We start from the raw sequence: 21,290 nt of genomic DNA, 5'->3' as shown, positions 1-21,290 counted from the left end.
ACCGGGTCAGTCGTCGAGGCTGATGATGCGCTCGCGCACGGCAAACAGCACCAGCCCCGCCACCTCGTAGATCTGCAGGCGCTTCATGATCTGCGAGCGGTGGGTTTCCACGGTCTTGATACTCAGCCCCAGGCCGCAGGCAATCTCGCGAGTGGATTTGCCGCGTACGATCAGCCGCAGGATCTCCAGTTGCCGCGCGGTGAGGTTATGGCTATCAACCGTGGGAACCTGAGGGTTGTGGGCCCGTGCCAGCGCCTGGTCGATCACGGTGTGGGCGATGGCAGGGCTCAGGTAGCGTTCGTTGTTGCGCAGGGCTTCAAGGGCGTGCGCGAGCTCCGTGGCCGTGGTGTCCTTGAGCAGGTAGCCATGAGCCCCGGACTCCAGGGCGCGCATGACCAGCGTCGGGTCGGTATGCATCGACAGGATCAGCACCTTGCTCTGCGGATGGACCGCCTTGAGCCTTTGCAGTGCGTCCAATCCGCCGACCTGCTTCATCGAGAGGTCGAGGACAATGATGTCCGGGTTCAAGGTCTCGACCATCTCCAGCACCTGGGCCCCATCGTCTGCCTCACCAATCACCGCATAGCCGGGAATATCCAGGACCAGCGCACGCACGCCAGCCCTGATCAGCGAGTGGTCATCTACCAGTAGCAAATTGCAAGTCAATGGGGAACCTTATGGGTGGCGGCTCGTTCGAGTGTGCGGGGTGCCCAGGGGAAAAGGGCGTCGATCCGTGTCCCCTTGCCCGGGTCACTTCTGACGTCCAGCTTGCCGCCCAACTGCTCGACCCGTTCCGACATGCCCGCCATGCCACGTTGTCCTTCACGGCCAGGAAACGCGGCAGGACAAAAGCCCACGCCATCGTCACTGATCAACAGTGCCAGCCCCTCCGGGGTACGTTGCAAACGGACCAGCAGATTCTCGGCCTGGGCGTGGCGCAGCACATTGGTGATGGCTTCCTGGGTAACGCGAAACGCCGCGACCGCCATTTCTTCTGGAATGCCTGCCAGTTGCTGCTGGCATTCCAGGCTCCAGTGCAGGCTGTTGTTGGCCAGCGTCTTGAGCAGATGGGCGCGTAAACTGGCTTCCAGGCCCAGGCTCGACAGTTGCCGTGGATTGAGCACGGCGCAGATGTCGTGCACCTTGGCCAAGGTGTCTTCCAGGGTTTCGCCGAGCAGGTTGCAGTGGCTGTGCAGTTCTGCTGGCAGGCGGCGCTTGAGCCATTCGTTTTGCAGTTTTGCTGCGGTAAGCAATTGGCCGATGTCGTCGTGCAACTCCCGGCTGAGTCGATGACGCTCGCTTTCCTGGACCTGCAGCAAGCGGTCCGCCAGCTCGTGGGGCTGAAACTTGATGGCGCTGCGCAAGCGCAGGTATTGGCGCAATACGCCGATTGCCGCCGCCAGGCTCAACACCAGCAAGGCCAATGGCACCGGGCTGGACAGGGAATAGGCCAGCAGGCAACCGATGGCAGTGCAAAGGCAAAGCAGCAGGGTCAGGCGTTGTGCTGCCTGTCGGGAGGGGCGCCAGTTCATGACTGATTTGAGGCTGGCGTGCATGGCGCAGGGAACCCATGAATGTTCGCTGTGGGCTGGCCGGTCAGGGTGATTGACTGGAGCGGGCGGCTGCAAAGCAGAGCAGTCTGAGGGGCAAGGTAGAGCCTTGCACTTCCCGCCGCCAAGGGCCGGGATTCAGAGTGTCATTTCTGTAGCGTCAATTAATTGGTGCGCATGTTACCACCTAAGGTGCGGTTGGTCGCGCTTGCGCACATCGCCCCGGCACGGTCTTGATGACGAGCTTTACGCCCGCCTGGTGGCCATGTTTGCGCAGGCCAGGCCGCTGGTCGGCCCGGCGAACGGAAAGGCCGCACAGTCGATTTGCGCCACGAATGCCTCAAGCAAAAACGCCTGCTCGGTGTTGTCGAGGCGCAGATCACCGGTATGTCGATCGACCAGTTCCAGTTGCCAGGCGATCAGCGTCAAACACTCCTTTAAAGCACCAAGTGCCTGGTCATGCAGATCGACTTGCCCTCGTACCTGGCTGAGTACGGCGTGAAGGGAGCGGGCAAATGTACAGATGGCGCCCAGGGCCAGGACGTCCGCGCGATTGGCCAGGGTCAGCAGAGCGCCAAGCAGGCAGTGGATGGCGTCCGGGTCGTTTTTGATCAATTGCAGGTGCGCCAGGCACTCCTCCGATTTTGCCAGCAGCATTTCGGCTTCAATCAGGAATTCAGGCAGTCGAGGGTTCCAGTTATTCCGTTCGATCAACATGCTTTTCTCCACGACTTCAAGTCAGGTAGGGCAATCGGGCGTCTGGTGAACGGGGCTAAGTTACTGTCTGCAATTGCACAAAGTCTGTAGGACGGTTCCGGTTTTTCCGGCAGGTCCCTACCAGTTACCCATAGGGCTACGGCGTTGGTGGCAGGGGTAGCACAACGAACGACGGCGACACGGCGTCGTGAGGCTCTCGCTGAATGTTTTGAAGGGGGGTAAAGAGGGCCTGGCGGTGGCTCCGCGATCAACAACAAAAGCCTGACTCCATTCATGCAATGAGAATGGCGTCACATTAATGGCTATTGGATATCACGAATATCAGGCGAGTCCCGATTGCATCTAGGGGTTTCCCTGATGCGCTACACGCAAGGCTGATGGGGGCTGTTCGTGGAGCACGTTACCCGGGGGAGATTCATTCAGTAGAGCATGATGCCAATATGACATCAATTTTTTTACGCGGCCCGTCTCTCCAGGGTCAAGAAGTGCAGGCCGCCGCCGATACCTTGCCTGAGTGAATTCATCGGTAAACCCAGGAGTCATAATGGCCGGCATTCTCGACACGGTAGATCAACGCACCCAACTGGTGGGTGAGAACCGCCTGGAAATCCTGATGTTCCGCCTGGCCGGTCGGCAGTTGTTCGCGATCAACGTCTTCAAGGTGCAAGAAGTCCTGCAATTGCCCAAGCTGACGCTGATGCCCCATCGTCATCCATTTGTCTGTGGTGTGGTCAATCTGCGTGGCCAGACCCTGCCGGTGATCGACTTGTCCCAGGCCATTGGCATGCGCCCGCTGGTGCCGGGCCCCAACAGCACGATTATCGTCACCGAGTACAACCGTTCGGTTCAGGCGTTCCTGGTCGGCGGTGTGGACCGCATCGTCAACATGAACTGGGAAGCCATTCTGCCTCCGCCGACTAGCGCAGGTCGCCAGCATTACCTGACCGCCATCAGCAAAGTCGATGAACAGTTGGTGGAAATCATCGACGTCGAAAAAGTCCTCGCCGAGATCGTGCCCTACAGCACCAAGGTCTCGCGCGAGAAACTCGAGGACCCAGTACTCGAGCGTGCCCGCCATCGTGAAGTGTTGCTGGTGGACGACTCCAACGTGGCGCTGGCGCAGATGCGCGATACCCTCAGCCAGTTGGGGGTGAAAATGCACATTGCCAGCGACGGCCTGAAAGCCTTGAAATTGCTCAAGAGCTGGGCAGACAGTGGGGTGGAGATGACCGAGAAGCTGCTGATGGTCTTCACCGACGCGGAAATGCCGGAAATGGACGGCTACCGCCTGACTACCGAGATCCGCAACGATCCGCGTTTGCGGGGGCTGTACGTGGTGCTGCACACCTCGCTATCCGGCAGTTTCAACGAATCGATGGTGAAGAAGGTCGGTTGCGACAACTTCCTTTCCAAGTTCCAGCCCGACAAACTGGTCGATGTGGTGCGCCAGCGGTTGATGCTCGATGAAGTCCCAGCCTGATGAGTGGTAAGGGCGGGCGAGGCGGCCTGCCGACCTGCTAGCGATGGGGCCAGTCCATTCAACATCGATGGTGCCTGACACACCGTTATCGCGGGCAAGCCGCAAGCGGGCGCCCGCTCCCACAGGTTGAGTGGGTGTACCCAGAATCTGCGAACACCCAGAACCACTGTGGGAGCGGGCTTGCCCGCGATGGGGCCGGTCCATTCAACATCGATGGCCCCCGACACACCGCTATCGCGGCAAGCCTTGCTCCCACAGGTTTGCTGGCGGTACACAATACTTGCGGGTAGGCAGATTTACTGTGGGCCGGGCGGCGCTCCGTCTACTCGCGTTGCCAGCCCCACAAAATCCGCACCTGCAAGGCGTTGGAGCCCCCCCGGCCTTTGATTCGGCGATCAAGCTCGTATAGGGTGGCGTTTTTGCCCATCAGGGAGCTGGCCATGTTGCGTCTGAGCGCGCTGTACCGTTATCCACTCAAGTCCGCCAAGGGTGAAGTCCTGCAACAGGCGCACCTGGACACGCTGGGGCTGGTCGGTGACCGTCGCTGGATGCTGGTGGACGAGGCCAGTGGGCGGTTTCTGACGCAGCGGGCGGTTGCGGCGATGAGTCAATTGTCGGCCCTGTGGAATGCCACGGGTGGCCTGACACTGGCGGCGCCTGGGCATTCGCCGATTGAGGTGGCCTTGCCGGTGGACGACGCCGAACTGCGTGGCGTGACCATCTGGCGCGACACCTTGCGGGTGCCTGATGCCGGTGACGCCGCGGCTGCCTGGGTCAGCGCGTTTATCGGAAAGCCCACGCGCCTGGTGCAAGTACCCGAGGTGTTGGCCCGGACCACCCAGGCAGGCTATGGCAAGGATGACGATAAAGTCGCCTTCGCCGATGGTTTCCCCCTGCTGTTGATTGGCCAGGCTTCGCTCGATGACCTGGTGCAACGGGTCGGTCGGCCGCTGGAGATGCTCAGGTTCCGGCCCAACCTGGTGATCGAAGGCAGCCAAGCGTTTGCCGAGGACGGTTGGAAGCGGATTCGTATTGGCGATGTCGAGTTCCGTGTGGTCAAGCCATGCTCGCGCTGCATCCTGACCACCATCGACCCGCAGACCGGTGAGCGCAGTGCCGACCGCGAGCCGTTGGCAACCCTGCAGCAGTATCGCGCGCAAGCCGATGGTGCGATGTTTGGGCAGAATCTGGTCAACGACGCCAATGGGCGGCTGGAAGTTGGCATGCCGGTGACGATTCTCGAGTAATCCCGTGGGTGCAAAACGAAAAATGCCCGTGTCGCAGGACACGGGCATTTTTGTTGTAGCGCAATAACGCTTAGCCGCGGTATTCGCACAGGTAGGCGCTGTCGACCGCCACTTTGAGTTGGAACTTGCTGTTGGCCGGAACATTGAACTGGCTGCCGGCGGCGAAGGTTTGCCAATCGTCGCTGTCCGGCAGTTTGACGGTCAGGGCGCCGGAGACCACGTGCATGATTTCGCGCTGGCTAGTACCAAACTCGTATTCGCCCGCTGCCATGACGCCGATGGTGGCCGGACCTTCGGCAGTGCCGAAAGCAATCGACTTGACGGTGCCGTCGAAGTACTCGTTGACTTTGAACATGGGCGATTCCTCGAAAAGGGCTAAAAAGGCCGGCCAGTATGCACAAGGCCTTTTCGCCCGTCACCTGTTGCACTCAAGGAGTGGCGGGCAGGGTCAACGGTAATAAACGGGCGGTATTGCGCGCATCCTCGAGCGCCCGATGCTGTTGCCCGCTGAACTGCAGGCCGGCCAGTTGCAGGGCCGCATTGAGGCCCAGTGGCCGCTCCAGTCGGCGGGCCTTGGCAAAGCGCTGCTTGAGATTCATGTGCGGCACCCGGCTCAGGGCGCTGTCGAGTTGCAGGCGCTGCCATTCCTGGAGCAACTGTTTGCGATCGTAGTCGCCCCAACTGGCCCAGCCCTCCAGGCGACTGTGATGCTGGCCGAGCCAGCGTTCGAACTGCAGCCAGACGTCTGCCAGCGGTTGGGCCGCGTCGATGTTGGCCTGGGTGATATGGGTCAGTTCCCGACAAAAGGGGGTCAACAAGGGCCGTCGCAACGGCCGGACGAAGCGCTGGAAGTGATCCAGCTCGCGGCCCTGGCGATTGACCAGGGTGGCACCGATTTCAATGATTTCCATCTCTTCGATAGGCCAGCCGCCATCATCAGTTGTCGCTTCAAGATCAATTACCAGCCAATGAGGCATCGCAGCTTTCCCGGTATCCGCGTACTGATGAGGCTGAGCGTAGCCAACCGCGGCGGTTCCGCCTAGGGGCTTATTCAACCTCCAACAGAATCTGACGATTTTTCACCTGGTCGCCCCGGCTGACCTGCAAGCGTTTGATCACGCCGTCGATGCCGGCTTTGAGCGGGTGTTCCATCTTCATTGCCTCCAGTACCAGGAGCAATTGGCCCTTGCTGACCTGTGCGCCTTCGCTGACCAACACATCGACGATCGCCCCGTCCATCGGCGCTTTCAGGGTCCCACAACTGGCGGCGGCCTGGCCACGCACCGGTGCCAGCGTCTGGTCTTGCAGCACCAGGGCGCCAGGACGGGTGCCCAGCCAGAGCTGGTCGTGGGCCAAGGCATAGGCACAACGCCGGCGGATACCATCGAGCTCCAGATAGGCTGAGTGCGGGCTGATCTCCAGCAACTTCAGGTGCAGTGTTTGCGCGGCCACCTCAATGCGCAACTGACCTTCGGCCAGCACCGTTATCTGCGCAGGCCAACGGGCATCCTGCAGGCCGATCTGCAGTTGCAGCGGGGCACTGGCATTGTTGCGCCAGCCCGTGAGCCCTGCGCCGTGCACCTGGGCGGACTGCTGGTAGAACAAGGCCGCGGCGATTGCCAGTTCTTCGGCGCTGGGGGTGTGGGGGTGCAGGCTTGGGTGAGCGCTGAAATGCTCGGGGATAAAGCCGGTACTGAACGCGCCATCGATGAACTGCGGATGGTCCAGCAGGGCGGCGAGCAAGCGCTGATTGGTCTGCACCCCCAGCAGGACCGTGTCTTCGACTGCCCGCAACAGTTTGCGCCGCGCCTCTTCGCGAGTAGCGCCGTAAGCGATGATTTTTCCCAGCATGGGGTCGTAGAACGGGCTGACTTGTTGCCCTTCGAGCAGGCCATGGTCAATGCGCACCCCTTCTTGCAGCGCCGGCAACCAGTGATGGACGCGCCCGGTCTGCGGCATGAACGCCTGCGCCGGGTCTTCGGCATACAGGCGCACCTCCATGGCGTGGCCCTTGAGTTCGACCTGTTCCTGGCGCAACGGCAGGGGTAATCCAGCGGCGACCTGCAGTTGCCAAGCCACCAGGTCGAGACCGGTGATCAGTTCGGTGACCGGATGCTCGACCTGCAACCGGGTGTTCATTTCGAGGAAGTTAAAGTGCCCCCGGCTATCGAGCAAGAACTCCACGGTGCCGGCACCGACATAATTGACCGCGCGCGCCGCCTTCAATGCGGCTTCGCCCATGGCCTGGCGCAGCTGTGGGGTCATCACCGGGCAAGGCGCCTCTTCGATGACTTTCTGATGGCGGCGCTGGATGGAGCAGTCACGCTCGCCGAGATAGATCAGGTGGCCGTGTTGATCGCCGAACAACTGGATTTCAACGTGGCGCGGAGCGATCAGCGCCTGCTCCAGAATCAGCTCGGCACTGCCAAAGGCATTCAGGGCTTCGGAGCGCGCGGTGCGCAGTTGCGCCACTAGCTGGTCGGCCTCGTGCACCAGGCGCATGCCGCGTCCACCACCACCGGCGCTGGCCTTGATCATCAAGGGATAGCCGATGCGCTCGGCTTCGCGCGCCAGGGTCTGATCGTCCTGCTCTGCGCCCTGGTAGCCGGCGATGCACGGCACGCCTGCAGCGAGCATGGCGATCTTCGACAGGCGTTTGCTGCCCATCAGTTCGATGGCCTCGGGGCTTGGGCCGATAAAGGTCAGCCCGGCGTCGGCGCAGGCTTGGGCGAACGGCGCGTTTTCCGAGAGGAAACCGTAGCCGGGATGGATCGCGTCGGCCCCGCTGCGCCGTGCTGCGTCGAGAATCGCCTGGGCATTGAGGTAGGACTGGGCCACCGCAGCAGGGCCGATGTGCACAGCTTCGTCGGCCAGTTGCACATGCAGGGCGTCGGCATCCGCATCGCTGAAGACGGCCACGGTGCGATAGCCCAGGGCCTGGGCGGTGCGCTGGATGCGGCAGGCAATTTCACCGCGGTTGGCGATGAGAATTTTGCGCAGGGTCGGCATGGTCGGGTTCCCATTGGTGAGTGCGGAGTCGGTAAGGGCCTGCTTGCGATGTTGTCAGGGCGCCCAACCTGGTTTGCGTTTCTGGACAAACGCCAGGGTGCCCTCGACGCCTTCTGCGCCCGTCACTGCAGCGCTGAACCACTCGGCGGCCTGGTCGAGCAATGGCCCCAACGGTTGTTCGGTGCTGGCCAGCAGCAGGGCCTTGGTCGCGGCATTGGCCTCTGGAGCGCAGCACAGGACGTGCTCGAGTACCGCGTCCAGGCGTTCGGCCAAGGCTTGCGCATCCTGCTCGACAAAATGCACCAGTCCCAGGCGCCGTGCCTCGTGCCCGTCAAAACGCGCCGCCGTCAGGGCCAGGCGCCGGGCCTGGGTCAGGCCGATGCGCCGGACCACAAAGGGCGCGATCTGCGCCGGCAACAGCCCCAGGCTAGTTTCCGGCAGGCCGAATTGCGCCTTGTGGTCGGCCAGGGCAATGTCGCTGACACAGGCCAGGCCCAGGCCGCCGCCGAGTACTGCGCCCTGCAACACACAGATCAGTACTTGAGGCGCGTGCTGGGCTTCTTCCAGCAACGCGCCGAAGGCCCGGTTCAGTTCCCGGTAAGCGTCTGCGCCCTGGGCTCGGGCGTTGGCCATGTCTTTCAAGTCGCCGCCGGCACAGAAATGCCCGCCGGCACCGCCCAAGACCAGTGCGCGTACCTGCCGGTCATCGCGGACCGCCGCCAGCACCGCACGTAACTCGGCCACCATCTGCAGGCTCATGGCGTTGCGGCAATCGGCGCGGTTCAGGGTGATGTGCAGCACGCCACTGTGCAGTTCCAGCAAGAGGGTCTGGCAATCGGGCAGGGTGCTCATTTTTTCTTCCCGGGCAGGGTACCCATCAGCTTGCAGATAATCCCCAGCATGATTTCGTCGGCACCGCCGCCGATCGACACCAGGCGCACGTCGCGGTAGGCGCGGGCCACCGGGTTGTCCCACATGAAGCCCATGCCGCCCCAGTACTGCAGGCAACTGTCGCTGACTTCCCGGCCCAGGCGACCGGCCTTGAGCTTGGCCATGGACGCCAGGCGGGTGACGTCCTGGCCTTTGACGTACTGCTCGGTGGCTTGATAGACCAACGCCCGCAGGCACTCGATCTCGGTGGACAGTTCGGCCAGGCGGAAGTGGATGACCTGGTTGTCGATCAGGGCATTGCCGAAGGTCTTGCGTTCCTTGCAGTACTCGATGGTGCTGTCGATGCAGTACTCCAGGCCCTTGATCATGTTGGCCGCGCCGAACAGGCGTTCTTCCTGGAACTGCAGCATCTGCATCATGAACCCGGCCCCTTCGTGGCCGATGCGGTAGCGTTGCGGCACGCGCACGTCATCGAAGAATACCTGAGCAGTTTCCGAGCTGCGCATGCCTAGTTTGTCCAGGTGCGAGCCGAGGCTGACGCCAGGCGTGTTCATCGGCACCATGATCAGCGACTTGTTGATGTGCGCCTTGTCGTCGGAGGTGTTGGCCAGCAGGCAGATGAAATCGGCACTCGGTGCGTTGGTGATCCACATCTTGCTGCCGTTGATCACGTAGTCGTCGCCGTCCTTGCGCGCGGTGGTCTTCAACCCGGCGACATCGGACCCGGCGCCGACTTCCGAGACGCCAATGCAGCCGACCTGTTCGCCGCTGATGGCCGGACGCAGGAACTCCTCGCGCAGTTCAACGGAGCCGAAGCGCGCCAGCGCCGGGGTGCACATGTCGGTCTGCACGCCGATGGACATGGGGATCCCGCCGCAGTGAATGGTGCCGAACTCTTCGGCCGCGACTATCGAATAGCTGTAGTCCAGCCCCATGCCGCCGAATTTTTCCGGTTTGCTGATACCCAGCAGGCCGAGTTCGCCGGCCTGGCGAAAAATCTCGTGGATCGGGAAGCGCCCGGCCTTCTCCCACTCATCGACGTAGGGGTTGATCTGGCTGTCGACAAACTGGCGCACGGTACGGCGCAGGGCTTCGTGTTCCTGGGTAAAGATCATTGTTGTTGTTCTCCTTTGGCCGGACTAGAACCGGGCGACACCAAAACTGTTGGGTTGCAGCTGACGAACCTCGGCCTCCTGGCAAATATCCAGCAGGTAGCCCAGCAACGTGCGGCTGTCCCGTGGATCGATCAGCCCGTCATCCCACAGATTGGCACTGGCGTAGAGGGCGGTGGACTGGCTGTCGAGTTTCTGTGCGGTGACCTGCTCCAGCATGTCGAGCATCTTCGGGTCCGGGACCAGGCCATCCTTGAGCTGCCTGGCCTCGGTGACAATACGCAGCACCTTGCCGGCCTGGGCGCCGCCCATTACCGCAGTGCGGCTGTTGGGCCAGGCGAAGATGAACCGCGGATCGAGTCCCCGGCCGCACATCGCGTAGTTGCCGGCACCGTAGGAGCCGCCGACCACCAGCGTCAGCTTCGGCACCCGGGCATTGGCCACGGCCTGAATCAGCTTGGAGCCATGCTTGATCACCCCTTGCTGTTCCGACTCGGTGCCGACCATGAAGCCGGTGGTGTTGTGGAAAAACAGCAGCGGAGTCTGGCTCTGGTCACACAGCTGGATGAACTGCGCCGCCTTGCTCGCGCCTTGCGGGGTGATCGGGCCGTTGTTGCCGATAAAACCACAAGGCCGGCCCTGGATTTTCAGATGACCACACAGGGTCTGCTGGTCGAACTCGCCCTTGAACTCGAGGAAGCGCGAACCGTCGGCGATACGCGCGATGATTTCGCGCACGTCGTAGGGTTTTTTCGGATCGGCGGGAATCAGCCCCAGCAGATCCTCGATGGGGTACAGCGGCTCATCGAAGTCGGTGCGGACGGGCAGTGGCAGGCGGGTATTCCACGGCAACAGGCTGACGATCTCGCGCACCAGACGCAGCCCGTCAGCATCGTTCTCGGCCAGGTACTCGGCGGTGCCGGCGGTCTGCGCGTGCATTTCGGCGCCGCCCAGGGCTTCATCGGTGGCGATTTCCCCGGTGGCAGCCTTGAGCAGCGGAGGGCCGGCGAGAAACAGCTTGGCTTTGCCGCGCACCACCACCACGTAGTCCGAAAGCCCGGGCTGATAGGCGCCACCGGCGGTGGCCGAGCCGTGCACCACGGTAATCTGTGGCAGCCCCATGGCCGACATCCGCGCCTGGTTGGCAAAGCTGCGCGCGCCTTCGACAAAAATCTCTGCGGCGTAGTTGAGGTTGGCGCCGCCGCTTTCGGCGAGGGTGATCACCGGCAGTTTGTTTTCCATGGCGATCTGCTGCAGGCGCAGGGATTTTTTCAGGCCGCTGGGGGAAATGGTCCCGCCCTTGATCGCGCTGTTGTTGGCCACCACCAGTACCCGCACCCCGGACACATAACCAATCCCGGCGATCAAGCCGCCGCCTGCCTGGCTACCGTCTTTGTCGTCGTGCAATTTATAGCCGGCCAGGCTCGCCAGTTCGAGAAACGGCGCGCCGGGGTCCAGTAGCAGATTCAAGCGTTCACGCGGCAGCAGTTGTCCGCGCCGGTCGAATTTCGCCTTGGCCTCGGCGGCCTTGGCCAGCAGATTACGTTCCAGTTGGCGGACCTGCTCGATGCTGGCCAGCATCGCTTCGCGGTTCTGCGCGAACTGCGGGCTGTGGGGGTCGAGTTGGGATTCGATCATTGGCATCGCTTAGTCCTCGTCCTTGAGTACATCGGGCAGGAAGGCGCGGTGAAAGCCATTGAAGGACTCGCTGTGCTGGGCCTTGTGCAATGGCCACGCCCGACTGCCGAGACTGGCTGCACCGTCGATGCGCAAGGTGCTGCCGCTGACAAAGGCGGCCGCAGGACTCAGCAGGAACACGATGGCGGCGCTGACTTCCGATTCGCTGCCGATGCGCTTGAGCGGCACATGTTCGCGCAGGGTCGGGATCACCGCCTTGAACGCGCCTTCATAGGTGTCCATGCCGCTGGACGCAATCCAGCCGGGGGCCACGGCATTGACCCGGACCCCGGCGTAGCCCCATTCGAAGGCGGCGGTCTTGGTGAAGTTGTCCATGCCCGAGCGTGCAGCCCCCGAGTGGCCCATGCCCGGCATGCCGCCCCACATGTCGGCGAGCATGTTGACGATGGCGCCCCCGGTCTTGCACATGGACTGGTTGAACACCTCCCGGGCCATCAGGAAACCGCCCACCAGGTTAGTGCGCATCACCGTCTCGAAGCCTTTCTGGGTGATCGACGCCAGTGGCGCAGGGTATTGGCCGCCGGCGTTGTTGACCAGGCCATGAATCGGGCCGTGGGTCTTGAGCAGTTCGCTGACCAGTTGCTTGACCGCTTCCTCCTCACGAATGTCGCAAGCTTGCCAACTGGCCTGGCCACCGTCGGCGGCAATTTCGGCGGCGACCTGCTGCAGTTTTTCCGCCTTGCGCCCCACCAACAGCACGTGGGCGCCAAGGGCTGCCAGCTCGTGGGCGGTGCAGCGGCCAATGCCACTGCCGCCACCGGTGACAATGATGTTTTGACCGGCAAACAGCTCGGGTTTGAAGATCGAATCAAAAGCCACGGCGACAGCCCTCTAGTTGACTTGGTCAGCGATGCTTTGCGGCACCGGAATCTGGATTTCCAGCAGTTGCTGGGCGAATGCCTTGCCTTGTGGATCGATCCGCAGGCTGGCCACGCCACCACCGCCAAGGGCATTTTCCAGGAGGAAATTGAGGCTGTGGCTGCCTGGCAGGTACCAGCGCTCGACGCGCCCCAGGAGCGGGTCGAGCACGTGGCTCATCCAGTCGACGACCACCTCGGGAGTCAGTGCTTCGGCGATCCACGGCAGGTATTCGGGGGCGCGGGCCATGACCCCGATGTTGCTGTGATTGCCCTTGTCACCGGAGCGCGCGACCGCCAGTTTCACCAGTGCCACGCTGGCATCGGCACGGCCTTGGGGTTTGGGGGCAATAAAGGGCAAGGGCAGGTCAGCGCTGTCGAGGTGATCGAGGGCGGGCAGGGTGCAAGGGTGGCGCTGGCCTTGCAGGTCGATCTGCAGGGTGCAGGCGTTTTTGTCGATTAGGAACGAGAACAGGCGGATCAGCGGGTAGACCGTAGGACGGCCGCCGACAATGCCGGTCAGGCCCGGCGCCATGCCGGTGGCAGCCTGGGCGATTTCCCGGGAGAACAGGATCAGTGCCTGTTTGTTCGGATGCCGTACCGCGAGCTTGATCACCACTTCGCGGCTGTCCTGGCGTTGCCCGTGGGGGCCATAGGTGGCCTCGCTGCCGAGCAGTTCGATGTGCACTTCGCTATAGGGTGCCCAACCGCGCTGACTGAACATTTGCCCGGTCTTGTTGATGATCGCCTCGCTCACCCGGCGCGCCTTGGCCACGGCGTCGATCCCGGCAATCAAGCAACTGGCGGTGCAACGGAAACCATCCGGGTAGGTGGCGCTGACCTTGTACTGCGCCGGTGCCGGAAAGCCTTTGGCGCCGTGGACCTGGACCCGGTTCGGGCCCTGCTGCTGGAGTTTGACCTGGCTGAAATCGCAGATTACGTCCGGCAGCAGGTAAGCCCGTGGATTGCCGATTTCGTAGAGCAATTGTTCGCCCACACTCAAGGGCGTGACCAAACCACCGGAGCCTGCGGGTTTGCTGACAATGAACTGGCCGTCGGCGCTGACCTCGACCACGGGGAAACCGATGTGCTCGTAGTCCGGCACCTGCTGCCAATCGGTGAAGTTGCCGCCGGTGCACTGTGCGCCGCACTCGATGATGTGCCCGGCCAGAGCCGCCTGGGCCAGGCGGTCGTAGTCGTGCCACGCCCAGCCGAACTCATGCACCAGCGCTGCGCTGACCACCGCGCTGTCCACGACTCGCCCGGTGATGACAATGTCCGCTCCCAGGCGCAGGGCTTCGACAATGCCGGGAGCGCCAAGGTAGGCGTTGGTCGATACGCACACGGGCGGCAGGGGCGCTGCGCTGAACATCTCGCGCACGCCACTGGCGGCCAGTTGCTTGAACTGCGGTTGCAGGTCATCGCCCAGCAGGACGGCGATCTTCAGGGGCACGCCGGCCTGGTCGCAGGCGTGCTGCAAGGCGGCGGCACAGGCCAGTGGATTGACCCCGCCGGCGTTGCTGATCACCCGAATGCGCTGTTCGGCGATCTGTCCGAGCAACGGACTGAGGACCTCGACGAAGTCGCTGGCGTAGCCGGCCTGGGGATCCTTCATGCGCGCCCCGGCCAGCAATGACATAGTGATTTCTGCCAGGTAGTCGAAGACCAGATAGTCCAGGGCGGCGCCTTCCACCAGTTGAGCGGCAGCGGTCGAGGTATCCCCCCAAAAGGCACTGGCACATCCGATACGAACCGTCTTGTTCATGGCAAGCCTCCGACAGAAGTGTTTCGAGACTACCAAGCAAGCGCTTGGTTTGTAAATCCCGGGCAGGACTTTTACCCGAGCGCTTGCTTGGTTTCCTTCGACGGCTTAAATTGCCCGCGCCAGCCACGGCATTTGTGGTGTGTGCGTTGGGTTCGAGCGACTGTAGGAGAGAATGGGTGGACGAGCAAAAAGCTCTGCTGGTAATGCGCGAGTTGGTCGACAACGGGCAACTGACCGATCCGGACAGCGCTCGCGGCAAACTGCTGCAGATGGCGGCCCACCTGTTTCGCAACAAGGGCTATGAACGCACCACGGTGCGCGACCTGGCCAGTGCGGTAGGGATTCAGTCCGGCAGCATTTTTCATCACTTCAAGAGCAAGGACGAAATCCTGCGCGCGGTGATGGAGGAAACCATTCGCTACAACACCGCGTTGATGCGCGCCGCCCTGGCGCAATCAACCAGCGTGCGCGAGCGAGTCCTGGCGCTGATCCGCTGCGAGTTGCAGTCGATCATGGGCGGCAGCGGCGAGGCGATGGCGGTGCTGGTCTATGAATGGCGCTCGTTGTCCGAAGGCGGGCAGGCCCAGGTGCTGGCGCTGCGCGACATTTACGAGCAGATCTGGCTGCAGGTACTGGGAGAAGCCAAGGACGCGGGGCTGATTCGCGGGGACCTGTTCATCACCCGTCGTTTCCTCACCGGTGCATTGTCCTGGACCACCACCTGGTTTCGCCCCGATGGCAGCATGAACCTCGATCAGTTGGCCGATGAGGCGTTGATTCTGGTGCTGACGCAAGCATGACGATTTGGGCAAAACGCATTAAATAGCCACCATCGCGTTGTCTTAGTGGGCGAAACCGCCTAGCTTAATCCAGGTGGGTCTATTTTCAGGGGTGGTGTTGGTTGATGTATTCGCCAGTTCGGATGGCTTCGCGGATGTTGTTGATGGCGCTAGGTGCGCTGTCGGTAGCGCCGAGTTCGGCCGCACAACTGGTGCGCATCGGCGCGGCGCATTTCCCGCCTTACACCATTCGCCCGGAAACCGGCGCCGATACCGGTCTTCTCGCGCAATTGATCGTCGCCCTCAACCAGTTGCAGGGCGACTATCAATTTGTCCAGGTGCCCACCTCCATTCCGCGCCGCTTCGGTGATTTCAAGCAGGGCCGGATCGACGTGGCTATCTTCGAGAATCCCCAGTGGGGCTGGAAGGATGTCCCGCACACCGCCGTCGACATGGGCCTGGAGGATGCGGAGGTGTTTGTCTCGCAACTGCTCCCTGAGCGCGCGCAAAGCTATTTTTCCGACCTGCAGGACAAACGCCTCGCGCTGTTCAATGGCTATCACTATGCCTTTGCCGACTTCAATTCCGACACTCGCTATCTCGCCAGCCGCTACAACGTGACGCTGACGTATTCCCACGACAGCAACCTGCTGATGGTGCTGCGCGGTCGTGCCGACATCGCCCTGGTTACCCGCTCGTTCTTGAGTGACTACGTGTTGCGCAACGAACAGGTCGCCTCCCACTTGCTGGTGTCCGAGCGGGTTGATCAGGTCTATCACCATTACGCCCTGATCCGTCCGCAGGCGCCGCTCAGTGGCGAAGCGTTCGGCAAGATGTTGCAGGGCCTGCGGGATAACGGCCAGATGCTGAAGATTTTTCAGCCTTACAAGATTGCGCTCGTCGCTGTGCCCCAGGGCTGAAATCAACTCATCACTCTGCGAGGCCGGGGGGGAGGGATTGGTCAGCGGCGGGCGAAGGTATCGCTGAGGGTGTCCGAGACCTTGCGACAGTGCACCAGCGCATCGCGGATCATGAAGTTCACCAGGGTCGGCGAGACCTCCAGTTCCTTGGCGATGTCTTTTTGTGGCACGCCGTGCAGGCGATACATCTCGAAGGCGTAGCGGGTCCGGCTGGGCAATTCGCCAAGGGCATCGGCGATGTTTTCCAGGACGCGGAAGTTGATGTGCGAGGTTTCCGGTGAAGCACCCTGGATGACCACATTCAAGCCTTCTTCTTCACTGCCCGAGTACTTCTGCTCCAGGGCCTGTTTGCGGTAGTGATCGATCGCCAGGTTGCGCACGATCTGAAACAGGTAGCTGAGCTGGGCCTTGAACGAAGAGGTGATCTGGGGCGCCGATTGCAAGCGGAAGAAAGCGTCTTGCACCACGTCTTCGGCACGCGACCGGCAACCCGTAATGCGCGCCGCAGTCTTCACCAGCATCAGCCGGTTGTCGACGAACGCCTGGAGTAAGGATGAGTCGCAGCTGTCTGTGGAAACGGATTGCGCCATGGAAGTCACCTCGCTGCAAAAAGTTAGTGGGACGACCAGCGCTTCGGATCCGTCCAACGCATTGAGCGACAAGCTAGGCTAGATGATAATAATTGTCAATTGAGAGGAAGAATTAATTCCGTTTGTCTTTCGCCGACAAGCTCACGCTGACACGCTTTGGGTTGCGGCGCTGGCTCCCCCGCCAGAATCAATTCGTTCGTTGCTCCATCCGTTCGTATGGGGCAATTGCGCCTTGGTTTACCAAGTTTTGCGCGGTCGGATGGGCCACTGCTGTTGATCGCGGTTTGTTTGGGCTCGTGGTTTCTGTTGTCGGGGGCTCTGAAATATCTACTGTTAAGGCTTGAATTGACGGAGGTACCCGGGCGGAACAGTCTTTGCGGGGATTTTTTCAACAGAGCCTACGCAGGAGATACAGGATGCCCTTCGTTACTATTGATGGTGAGCCCCTTTACTATGTTGATCAGGGCACAGGCCCTGCCGTGCTCCTGGCTGGAAGCTACTTGTGGGACCATGCCATGTGGGCGCCGCAGATTGCCGCGTTGTCCTCACACTATCGGGTGATTGCCCTGGATTTGTGGGGGCACGGGGAGTCCGGGACGCTGCCGCAGGGAACCGCTTCACTCAATGACCTGGCGCGCCAGGCACTGGCGTTACTCGATCACCTGGGCATTGAGCGTGTCGCACTGGTGGGTCTTTCAGTGGGCGGAATGTGGGGAGCGCGCCTGGCCCTGTCGCACCCGCAACGCATAAGCGCCCTGGTACTGATGGACACGTACCTGGGGGCTGAGCCCGAAGCCACTCGGCAATACTATTTCTCACTGCTCAAGCAGATTGAGGAGGCGGGTGCAATTACACCGCAGATCCTCGATATCGTGGTGCCAATCTTCTTCCGGCCGGGAATCGACCCGCAATCAGCGTTGTATCGACAGTTGCGCGACTCATTGGCCGCGCTGCCAGCCGAACGGCTGCGCAGAAGCATCGTGCCGCTGGGGCGTATCACCTTCGGTCGCGAAGACATGCTGACGCGGCTGAATCAATTGAACCCGGATACGACGCTGTTGATGTGCGGTGAGCAGGACACGCCAAGGCCGCCTTCAGAAACCATGGAAATGGCCGAGTTGATCGGTTGCCCTTACCAACTGGTGCCCGAGGCGGGGCACATCTGCAATCTGGAAAACCCACAATTCGTCACCGAGGCGTTGTTGGCATTCCTGGCCAATCGTTGACGGTCCTACGTTGAAGATAATCCAGGCTCATTGCTGGCAAGCGGAGCTTGCCAGCGAAAAGGCTGCCGAGTCTTGCAATGTCGTTGAGAGCGGTGGGTTATTTCGGCCCGAGTATCGCGGCCAGTTTTGCCGGCGACGGCGCGCCTTGTTGCTGTTGCAGTTCGCCCTTGGCGTCCAGGTAGAAAATCGCCGGGGTGGCGGACAGTTCGAGTTCGTCCATCAACTGCAAGTTGGCGTCGAGCTTGGCTTGCACGTCTGCCGGGATGGTTTTCAGCGCCTTGAGGGTGCTTTGTTTGCCGGCCTTCTCGTGGGCGTCCAAGGCCTTGCTTGGGTCTTTGCTGGCCAGCAGGGCGGCGGATTTGCCCGGGCTGTCTTCACGGATGATGCCGACCATGATGTGTCGCAACTGCACCTTGCCGGACTTCACCCAAGGCCGTGCCTGCTCCCAGAACAGCGTGCAGTAAGGGCAGTTGGGATCGCTGAACAGGTACACCACGCGCGGTGCATCCTGGTTGCCGTCCTGAATCCAGTGGCTGGTCTCGAACTTGGCCCATACCTCCTTGGCCATCGGTGCATACACCAGTTTTTGCAGCGGCTCGGCGCTCAGGTCCTTGCCTTCGGCGTCATACAAATTGCCCAGCAATACGTGTTTGCCATCGGGTGTCAGGTACAAGGCCATGCCGCGGTTCTGGTATTGCGCGGCATACCCGCGCAGGCCGTCGGGCGCATCGAAGCTGCCAATGATTTTTGCACCCTTGGCTTCCATCTGTTTGATCGCGGCGGGCAGTTCTTCGGCCTGCACCGACGGCAGGTGCAACAGGGCAGCGCCCAGGGTCAGCGTCAGCAGGTGGCGGAGGCGGGGCATGGCAGTTTCCTTACAGAGGTGGCGGGTGCTGTGGCAGGGGTGGAGGGCTCGAAGGCTTCCAGGGCGTGGGCCAGGCTCGCATTGGACAGTTCGCCCAGGTGGCTGCTCAGCAGGCGTCCGTCCGGGCTATAGAACAGCGTGGTCGGCAGGGCCATCGAACCCACGGCCTGGCCCAGGCGGCCGCCGCGGTCGAACAGCATGTTGCTCAGGCTCAGGCCTTGGGTCTCGAGAAAGGTAGCGACGCTTTGCATGCTTTCGCCCTGGTTGACGAACAGGAACGTCAGGTCGGGGCGTTGTTGCTGGGCGTTTTCCAGCACCGGCATTTCCCGGCGGCAGGGTGGGCACCAGGTGGCCCACAGATTGATTACCAGTGGGCCGCCCTGGTAGTCGGTCAGTTGCAGGGTTTCCCCGGCGGCGTTGCGCAGGGTGATATCCGGCAGGCGCGTGCCTTGTTCGTAGATGCTCAGCGACAGGCTTGCCAGCAGCCAGAACGCCAGGCCGCTGGCGACGCCGAAACCCATCGGGCGTCGGAGCCCGGGTCGCCGCCAGCCGCGATACAAGGCGGCCAGCAACAGCACGATCACCCCCGGCCAGGCGAGGAAGCCGCCGTCGCGCAGGTCGATGATCTGCCAGGGATCGTTGCGGTAGTGGGGCCAGTACCACGCGACAAAAGCCAGGCGCGCCGCCAGCATGCCGAGCATGAACAGGCCGAACAGCACCGACTCGGGGTTATCTCCGCCACGCTTGGCCACCCGCCAGCCGACAAAGGTCGCCAGTGCCAGGGCACTGATCAGCAGCAGGTGATTGAGAGCGATGGCGAAGGTACCGAGGGTGAAGGTCAGCATCAGCGCGCGTCCCGGGTAATGTCCCAGCGCTGCAGGAAACCGGCGGCATCCACTTCGCCGGTAATGCGCTGGCTGCGACGCTCGGCACCGTCGGCACCAATCCACAACAGGCTGGGTGGCCCCGGAACCTTGTAGCGAGCGAGCAGTTCGCGGCTGCCAGGGTTGTCGGCGGTCACGTCCAGGCGCAGCAGACGCACTTCCTTGAGGGCCTCCATGACCTGGGGTTTGCCGAATACCTGTTTCTCCATGATCTTGCAGGACACGCACCAGTCGGCATAGTAGTCCAGCAGCACCCATTGACCCTGGGCGCGGGCATCGTCGAGCTGGCGTTGCAACTCGGCGGGCTCCTTGACGGTGATGAAGGCATCGTGGGCGGTCGGCGCGGCGATCGCGCTGGAGCTCGGCGCGCGATACACCTGCAACGGATTGAACAAGTCGTCGCTGCCACCGGCGGCCCCGATCAGCAGCAGGCTACCCCACAACCCGGACAACAGGGCCAGGCCGCCGAACAGGTGGGTGGCGCGACCAAAACCTTCGGTCTGGCGCCAGGCGCTGTAGGCGATGACCAGCAACAGCCCACCCCACAACCCGACCCACAGCACCGGGTCCAACACTGGGCGCACCATCACCAGCGCGGTACCCAGGAACAGGAAGCCGAAAACCCCCTTGAGCAGGTTCATCCAGGCGCCGGGCTTGGGCAGGAATCGATTGCCAACGGTCACCAGCAGCAGCAGCGGCAAACCGATGCCCAGGCCCATGCTGAACAGGATCAGCCCGCCGTGCAGGGCATTGCCGCTCTGGGCGATGTACAGCAGGGCGCCGGCCAGCGGTGCGGTCATGCACGGCCCCACCAGCAAGCCGGACAGCGCACCGAGGATGCCCGCGCCGACCAGGCTGCCGCCACCTTGTTTGCGACTGGCGTTCTCCAGGCGATCACGCAGGGCGGCCGGCAGTTGCAGTTCGAAGAAGCCGAACATTGGCAACGACAGCAGCACGAAGATCACGGCAAAACTGCCGAGCAGCCAGGCGTTCTGCAACAGGGCCTGCAAATTGGCACCCAGCAGGGCGGCCAGTACCCCCAGCGCGGCATATACCAGCGCCATGCTCACCACGTAGCTGCCGGCCAGGGCAAAGCCGCGCTTGGCGCTGGCTCCGCTGCCAACCACCAGGCCGGCGAGAATCGGCAGCATCGGCAACGAGCAAGGGGCGAAAGCCAGGAGCAGGCCCAGGCCGAAGAACACCAGCAGGCTCCAACCCAGGGCGTGTTGTTGCAGGCCGCTGGCCAGGGCCTGGTCCGGCGCCTCACTGGCGTTGGCTTGCGCCGCGCCGCCACCGAGGTCGACCACCTGGGTCTGTGGTGGGTAACACAGGCCGGCATCGGCACAGCCCTGGAAGCCGACCTTGATCTGGCCGGTGGCGCCGGCCGGGATCTTCAGTTCCAGCCCTTGGCGGTAGACCTGCTGGTCGCCAAAGAACTCGTCGCTGTGGGCCTCGCCCTCAGGCAATGCCGGCTTGTGGGCCTCGGCCAGGCCGTTGAAGCTCATGCGCTTCTGGTACAGGTAGTAACCGTCGGCTATCTGCCAGAACAGTTGGGTTTCGCCCGACTCAAGACGCTCGGAGGTAAAAACGAAAGCTTTGCCGACGGGCAGGAAATCGGGTTTGGTCTCGAACGGGTTCGACGCGGCCTGGGCCAGGCTGGCAAAAAAAACCAGGAACAGTAAAAACAGACGACGCATGAG

At 62.3% G+C, this 21,290-nt stretch carries 20 protein-coding genes; 5 read left to right on the top strand and 15 right to left on the bottom strand.

What is annotated here, in order from left to right; all coding sequences use genetic code 11:
• Positions 1–6: 6 nt before the first annotated feature.
• The 3 genes from QMK50_RS05975 to QMK50_RS05965 all read right to left on the bottom strand — a co-directional run bounded on the left by QMK50_RS05975 (position 7) and on the right by QMK50_RS05965 (position 2,267).
• A complete protein-coding gene (locus tag QMK50_RS05975; protein WP_320332767.1) occupies positions 7–666 on the bottom strand; it encodes a response regulator transcription factor in 660 nt (219 codons plus the stop codon).
• On the bottom strand, positions 663–1,556 hold the full coding sequence (locus QMK50_RS05970) for a sensor histidine kinase (RefSeq protein ID WP_159997251.1): 894 nt from the start codon (positions 1,554–1,556) through the stop codon (positions 663–665). The genes QMK50_RS05975 and QMK50_RS05970 overlap by 4 nt, the downstream gene beginning before the upstream one ends.
• A 240-nt stretch (positions 1,557–1,796) precedes the next feature.
• Positions 1,797–2,267 carry a hypothetical protein gene (locus QMK50_RS05965; protein ID WP_320332766.1) on the bottom strand — a complete coding sequence of 157 codons (471 nt, stop codon included), beginning with the start codon at positions 2,265–2,267 and terminating at the stop codon, positions 1,797–1,799.
• Positions 2,268–2,811: 544 nt separating this feature from the next.
• Here QMK50_RS05965 and QMK50_RS05960 point away from each other — a divergent pair.
• Positions 2,812–3,747: a chemotaxis protein CheV gene (locus QMK50_RS05960; RefSeq protein ID WP_159997247.1), complete on the top strand. Its 936-nt coding sequence runs from the start codon at positions 2,812–2,814 to the stop codon at positions 3,745–3,747.
• 440 nt (positions 3,748–4,187) lie between these two features.
• Positions 4,188–4,994 carry an MOSC domain-containing protein gene (locus QMK50_RS05955; RefSeq protein ID WP_320332765.1) on the top strand — a complete coding sequence of 269 codons (807 nt, stop codon included), beginning with the start codon at positions 4,188–4,190 and terminating at the stop codon, positions 4,992–4,994.
• Between the two features lie 70 nt (positions 4,995–5,064).
• Here QMK50_RS05955 and QMK50_RS05950 read toward each other — a convergent pair whose 3' ends face one another.
• From QMK50_RS05950 to QMK50_RS05915, 8 genes are all read right to left on the bottom strand, one after another.
• Complete coding sequence (locus QMK50_RS05950) at positions 5,065–5,349, bottom strand: pyrimidine/purine nucleoside phosphorylase (RefSeq protein WP_095168189.1); 285 nt, start codon at positions 5,347–5,349, stop codon at positions 5,065–5,067.
• 73 nt (positions 5,350–5,422) lie between these two features.
• Positions 5,423–5,971 (bottom strand): exonuclease domain-containing protein, encoded by a 549-nt coding sequence (locus tag QMK50_RS05945; RefSeq protein WP_095168190.1) that lies wholly within the window; start codon positions 5,969–5,971, stop codon positions 5,423–5,425.
• A gap of 70 nt (positions 5,972–6,041) precedes the next feature.
• On the bottom strand, positions 6,042–8,003 hold the full coding sequence (locus QMK50_RS05940) for an acetyl/propionyl/methylcrotonyl-CoA carboxylase subunit alpha (protein ID WP_320332764.1): 1,962 nt from the start codon (positions 8,001–8,003) through the stop codon (positions 6,042–6,044).
• A gap of 54 nt (positions 8,004–8,057) precedes the next feature.
• Positions 8,058–8,855, bottom strand: coding sequence for an enoyl-CoA hydratase/isomerase family protein (locus QMK50_RS05935; protein ID WP_095168193.1), 798 nt, complete (start codon positions 8,853–8,855; stop codon positions 8,058–8,060).
• Positions 8,852–10,009, bottom strand: coding sequence for a citronellyl-CoA dehydrogenase (gene atuD / locus QMK50_RS05930; protein WP_320332763.1), 1,158 nt, complete (start codon positions 10,007–10,009; stop codon positions 8,852–8,854). The genes QMK50_RS05935 and atuD overlap by 4 nt, the downstream gene beginning before the upstream one ends.
• Before the next feature lie 24 nt (positions 10,010–10,033).
• On the bottom strand, positions 10,034–11,650 hold the full coding sequence (gene atuC, locus QMK50_RS05925; protein ID WP_320332762.1) for a geranyl-CoA carboxylase subunit beta: 1,617 nt from the start codon (positions 11,648–11,650) through the stop codon (positions 10,034–10,036).
• Between the two features lie 3 nt (positions 11,651–11,653).
• Positions 11,654–12,523, bottom strand: coding sequence for an SDR family oxidoreductase (locus QMK50_RS05920; protein ID WP_159997239.1), 870 nt, complete (start codon positions 12,521–12,523; stop codon positions 11,654–11,656).
• Positions 12,524–12,535: 12 nt separating this feature from the next.
• The gene (locus QMK50_RS05915; RefSeq protein ID WP_320332761.1) at positions 12,536–14,326 is read right to left on the bottom strand and encodes an acyclic terpene utilization AtuA family protein; all 1,791 of its coding nucleotides are present in this window, start codon (positions 14,324–14,326) and stop codon (positions 12,536–12,538) included.
• A 176-nt stretch (positions 14,327–14,502) separates the two neighbouring features.
• Between QMK50_RS05915 and QMK50_RS05910 the strand changes: the two genes are divergently transcribed.
• Together QMK50_RS05910 and QMK50_RS05905 are read left to right on the top strand one after the other, a co-directional pair.
• Positions 14,503–15,126: a TetR/AcrR family transcriptional regulator gene (locus QMK50_RS05910; protein ID WP_095168201.1), complete on the top strand. Its 624-nt coding sequence runs from the start codon at positions 14,503–14,505 to the stop codon at positions 15,124–15,126.
• Positions 15,127–15,230: 104 nt separating this feature from the next.
• On the top strand, positions 15,231–16,025 hold the full coding sequence (locus QMK50_RS05905; protein ID WP_095168203.1) for a substrate-binding periplasmic protein: 795 nt from the start codon (positions 15,231–15,233) through the stop codon (positions 16,023–16,025).
• Between the two features lie 41 nt (positions 16,026–16,066).
• Here QMK50_RS05905 and QMK50_RS05900 read toward each other — a convergent pair whose 3' ends face one another.
• Positions 16,067–16,615 (bottom strand): RNA polymerase factor sigma-70, encoded by a 549-nt coding sequence (locus QMK50_RS05900; protein WP_095168205.1) that lies wholly within the window; start codon positions 16,613–16,615, stop codon positions 16,067–16,069.
• Between the two features lie 416 nt (positions 16,616–17,031).
• Between QMK50_RS05900 and QMK50_RS05895 the strand changes: the two genes are divergently transcribed.
• On the top strand, positions 17,032–17,841 hold the full coding sequence (locus tag QMK50_RS05895; protein WP_320332760.1) for an alpha/beta fold hydrolase: 810 nt from the start codon (positions 17,032–17,034) through the stop codon (positions 17,839–17,841).
• A gap of 97 nt (positions 17,842–17,938) precedes the next feature.
• Here QMK50_RS05895 and dsbG read toward each other — a convergent pair whose 3' ends face one another.
• From dsbG to dsbD, 3 genes are read right to left on the bottom strand one after another with little or no spacing between them, the layout of a single operon-like run.
• The gene (gene dsbG, locus QMK50_RS05890; protein ID WP_159997231.1) at positions 17,939–18,706 is read right to left on the bottom strand and encodes a thiol:disulfide interchange protein DsbG; all 768 of its coding nucleotides are present in this window, start codon (positions 18,704–18,706) and stop codon (positions 17,939–17,941) included.
• Entirely contained in the window at positions 18,682–19,551 is an 870-nt protein-coding gene (locus QMK50_RS05885) for a TlpA family protein disulfide reductase (RefSeq protein ID WP_095168212.1), read from the bottom strand. Before QMK50_RS05885 ends, dsbG begins: the two co-directional genes overlap by 25 nt.
• The gene (gene dsbD, locus QMK50_RS05880; protein ID WP_320332759.1) at positions 19,551–21,287 is read right to left on the bottom strand and encodes a protein-disulfide reductase DsbD; all 1,737 of its coding nucleotides are present in this window, start codon (positions 21,285–21,287) and stop codon (positions 19,551–19,553) included. The genes QMK50_RS05885 and dsbD overlap by 1 nt, the downstream gene beginning before the upstream one ends.
• Positions 21,288–21,290: the final 3 nt, after the last annotated feature.

Origin of the sequence: Pseudomonas sp. P5_152, assembly GCF_033989915.1 — a bacterium.
In the GTDB taxonomy this organism is placed as follows: domain Bacteria; phylum Pseudomonadota; class Gammaproteobacteria; order Pseudomonadales; family Pseudomonadaceae; genus Aquipseudomonas.
This window is presented reverse-complemented; position numbering and strand designations above follow the sequence as displayed.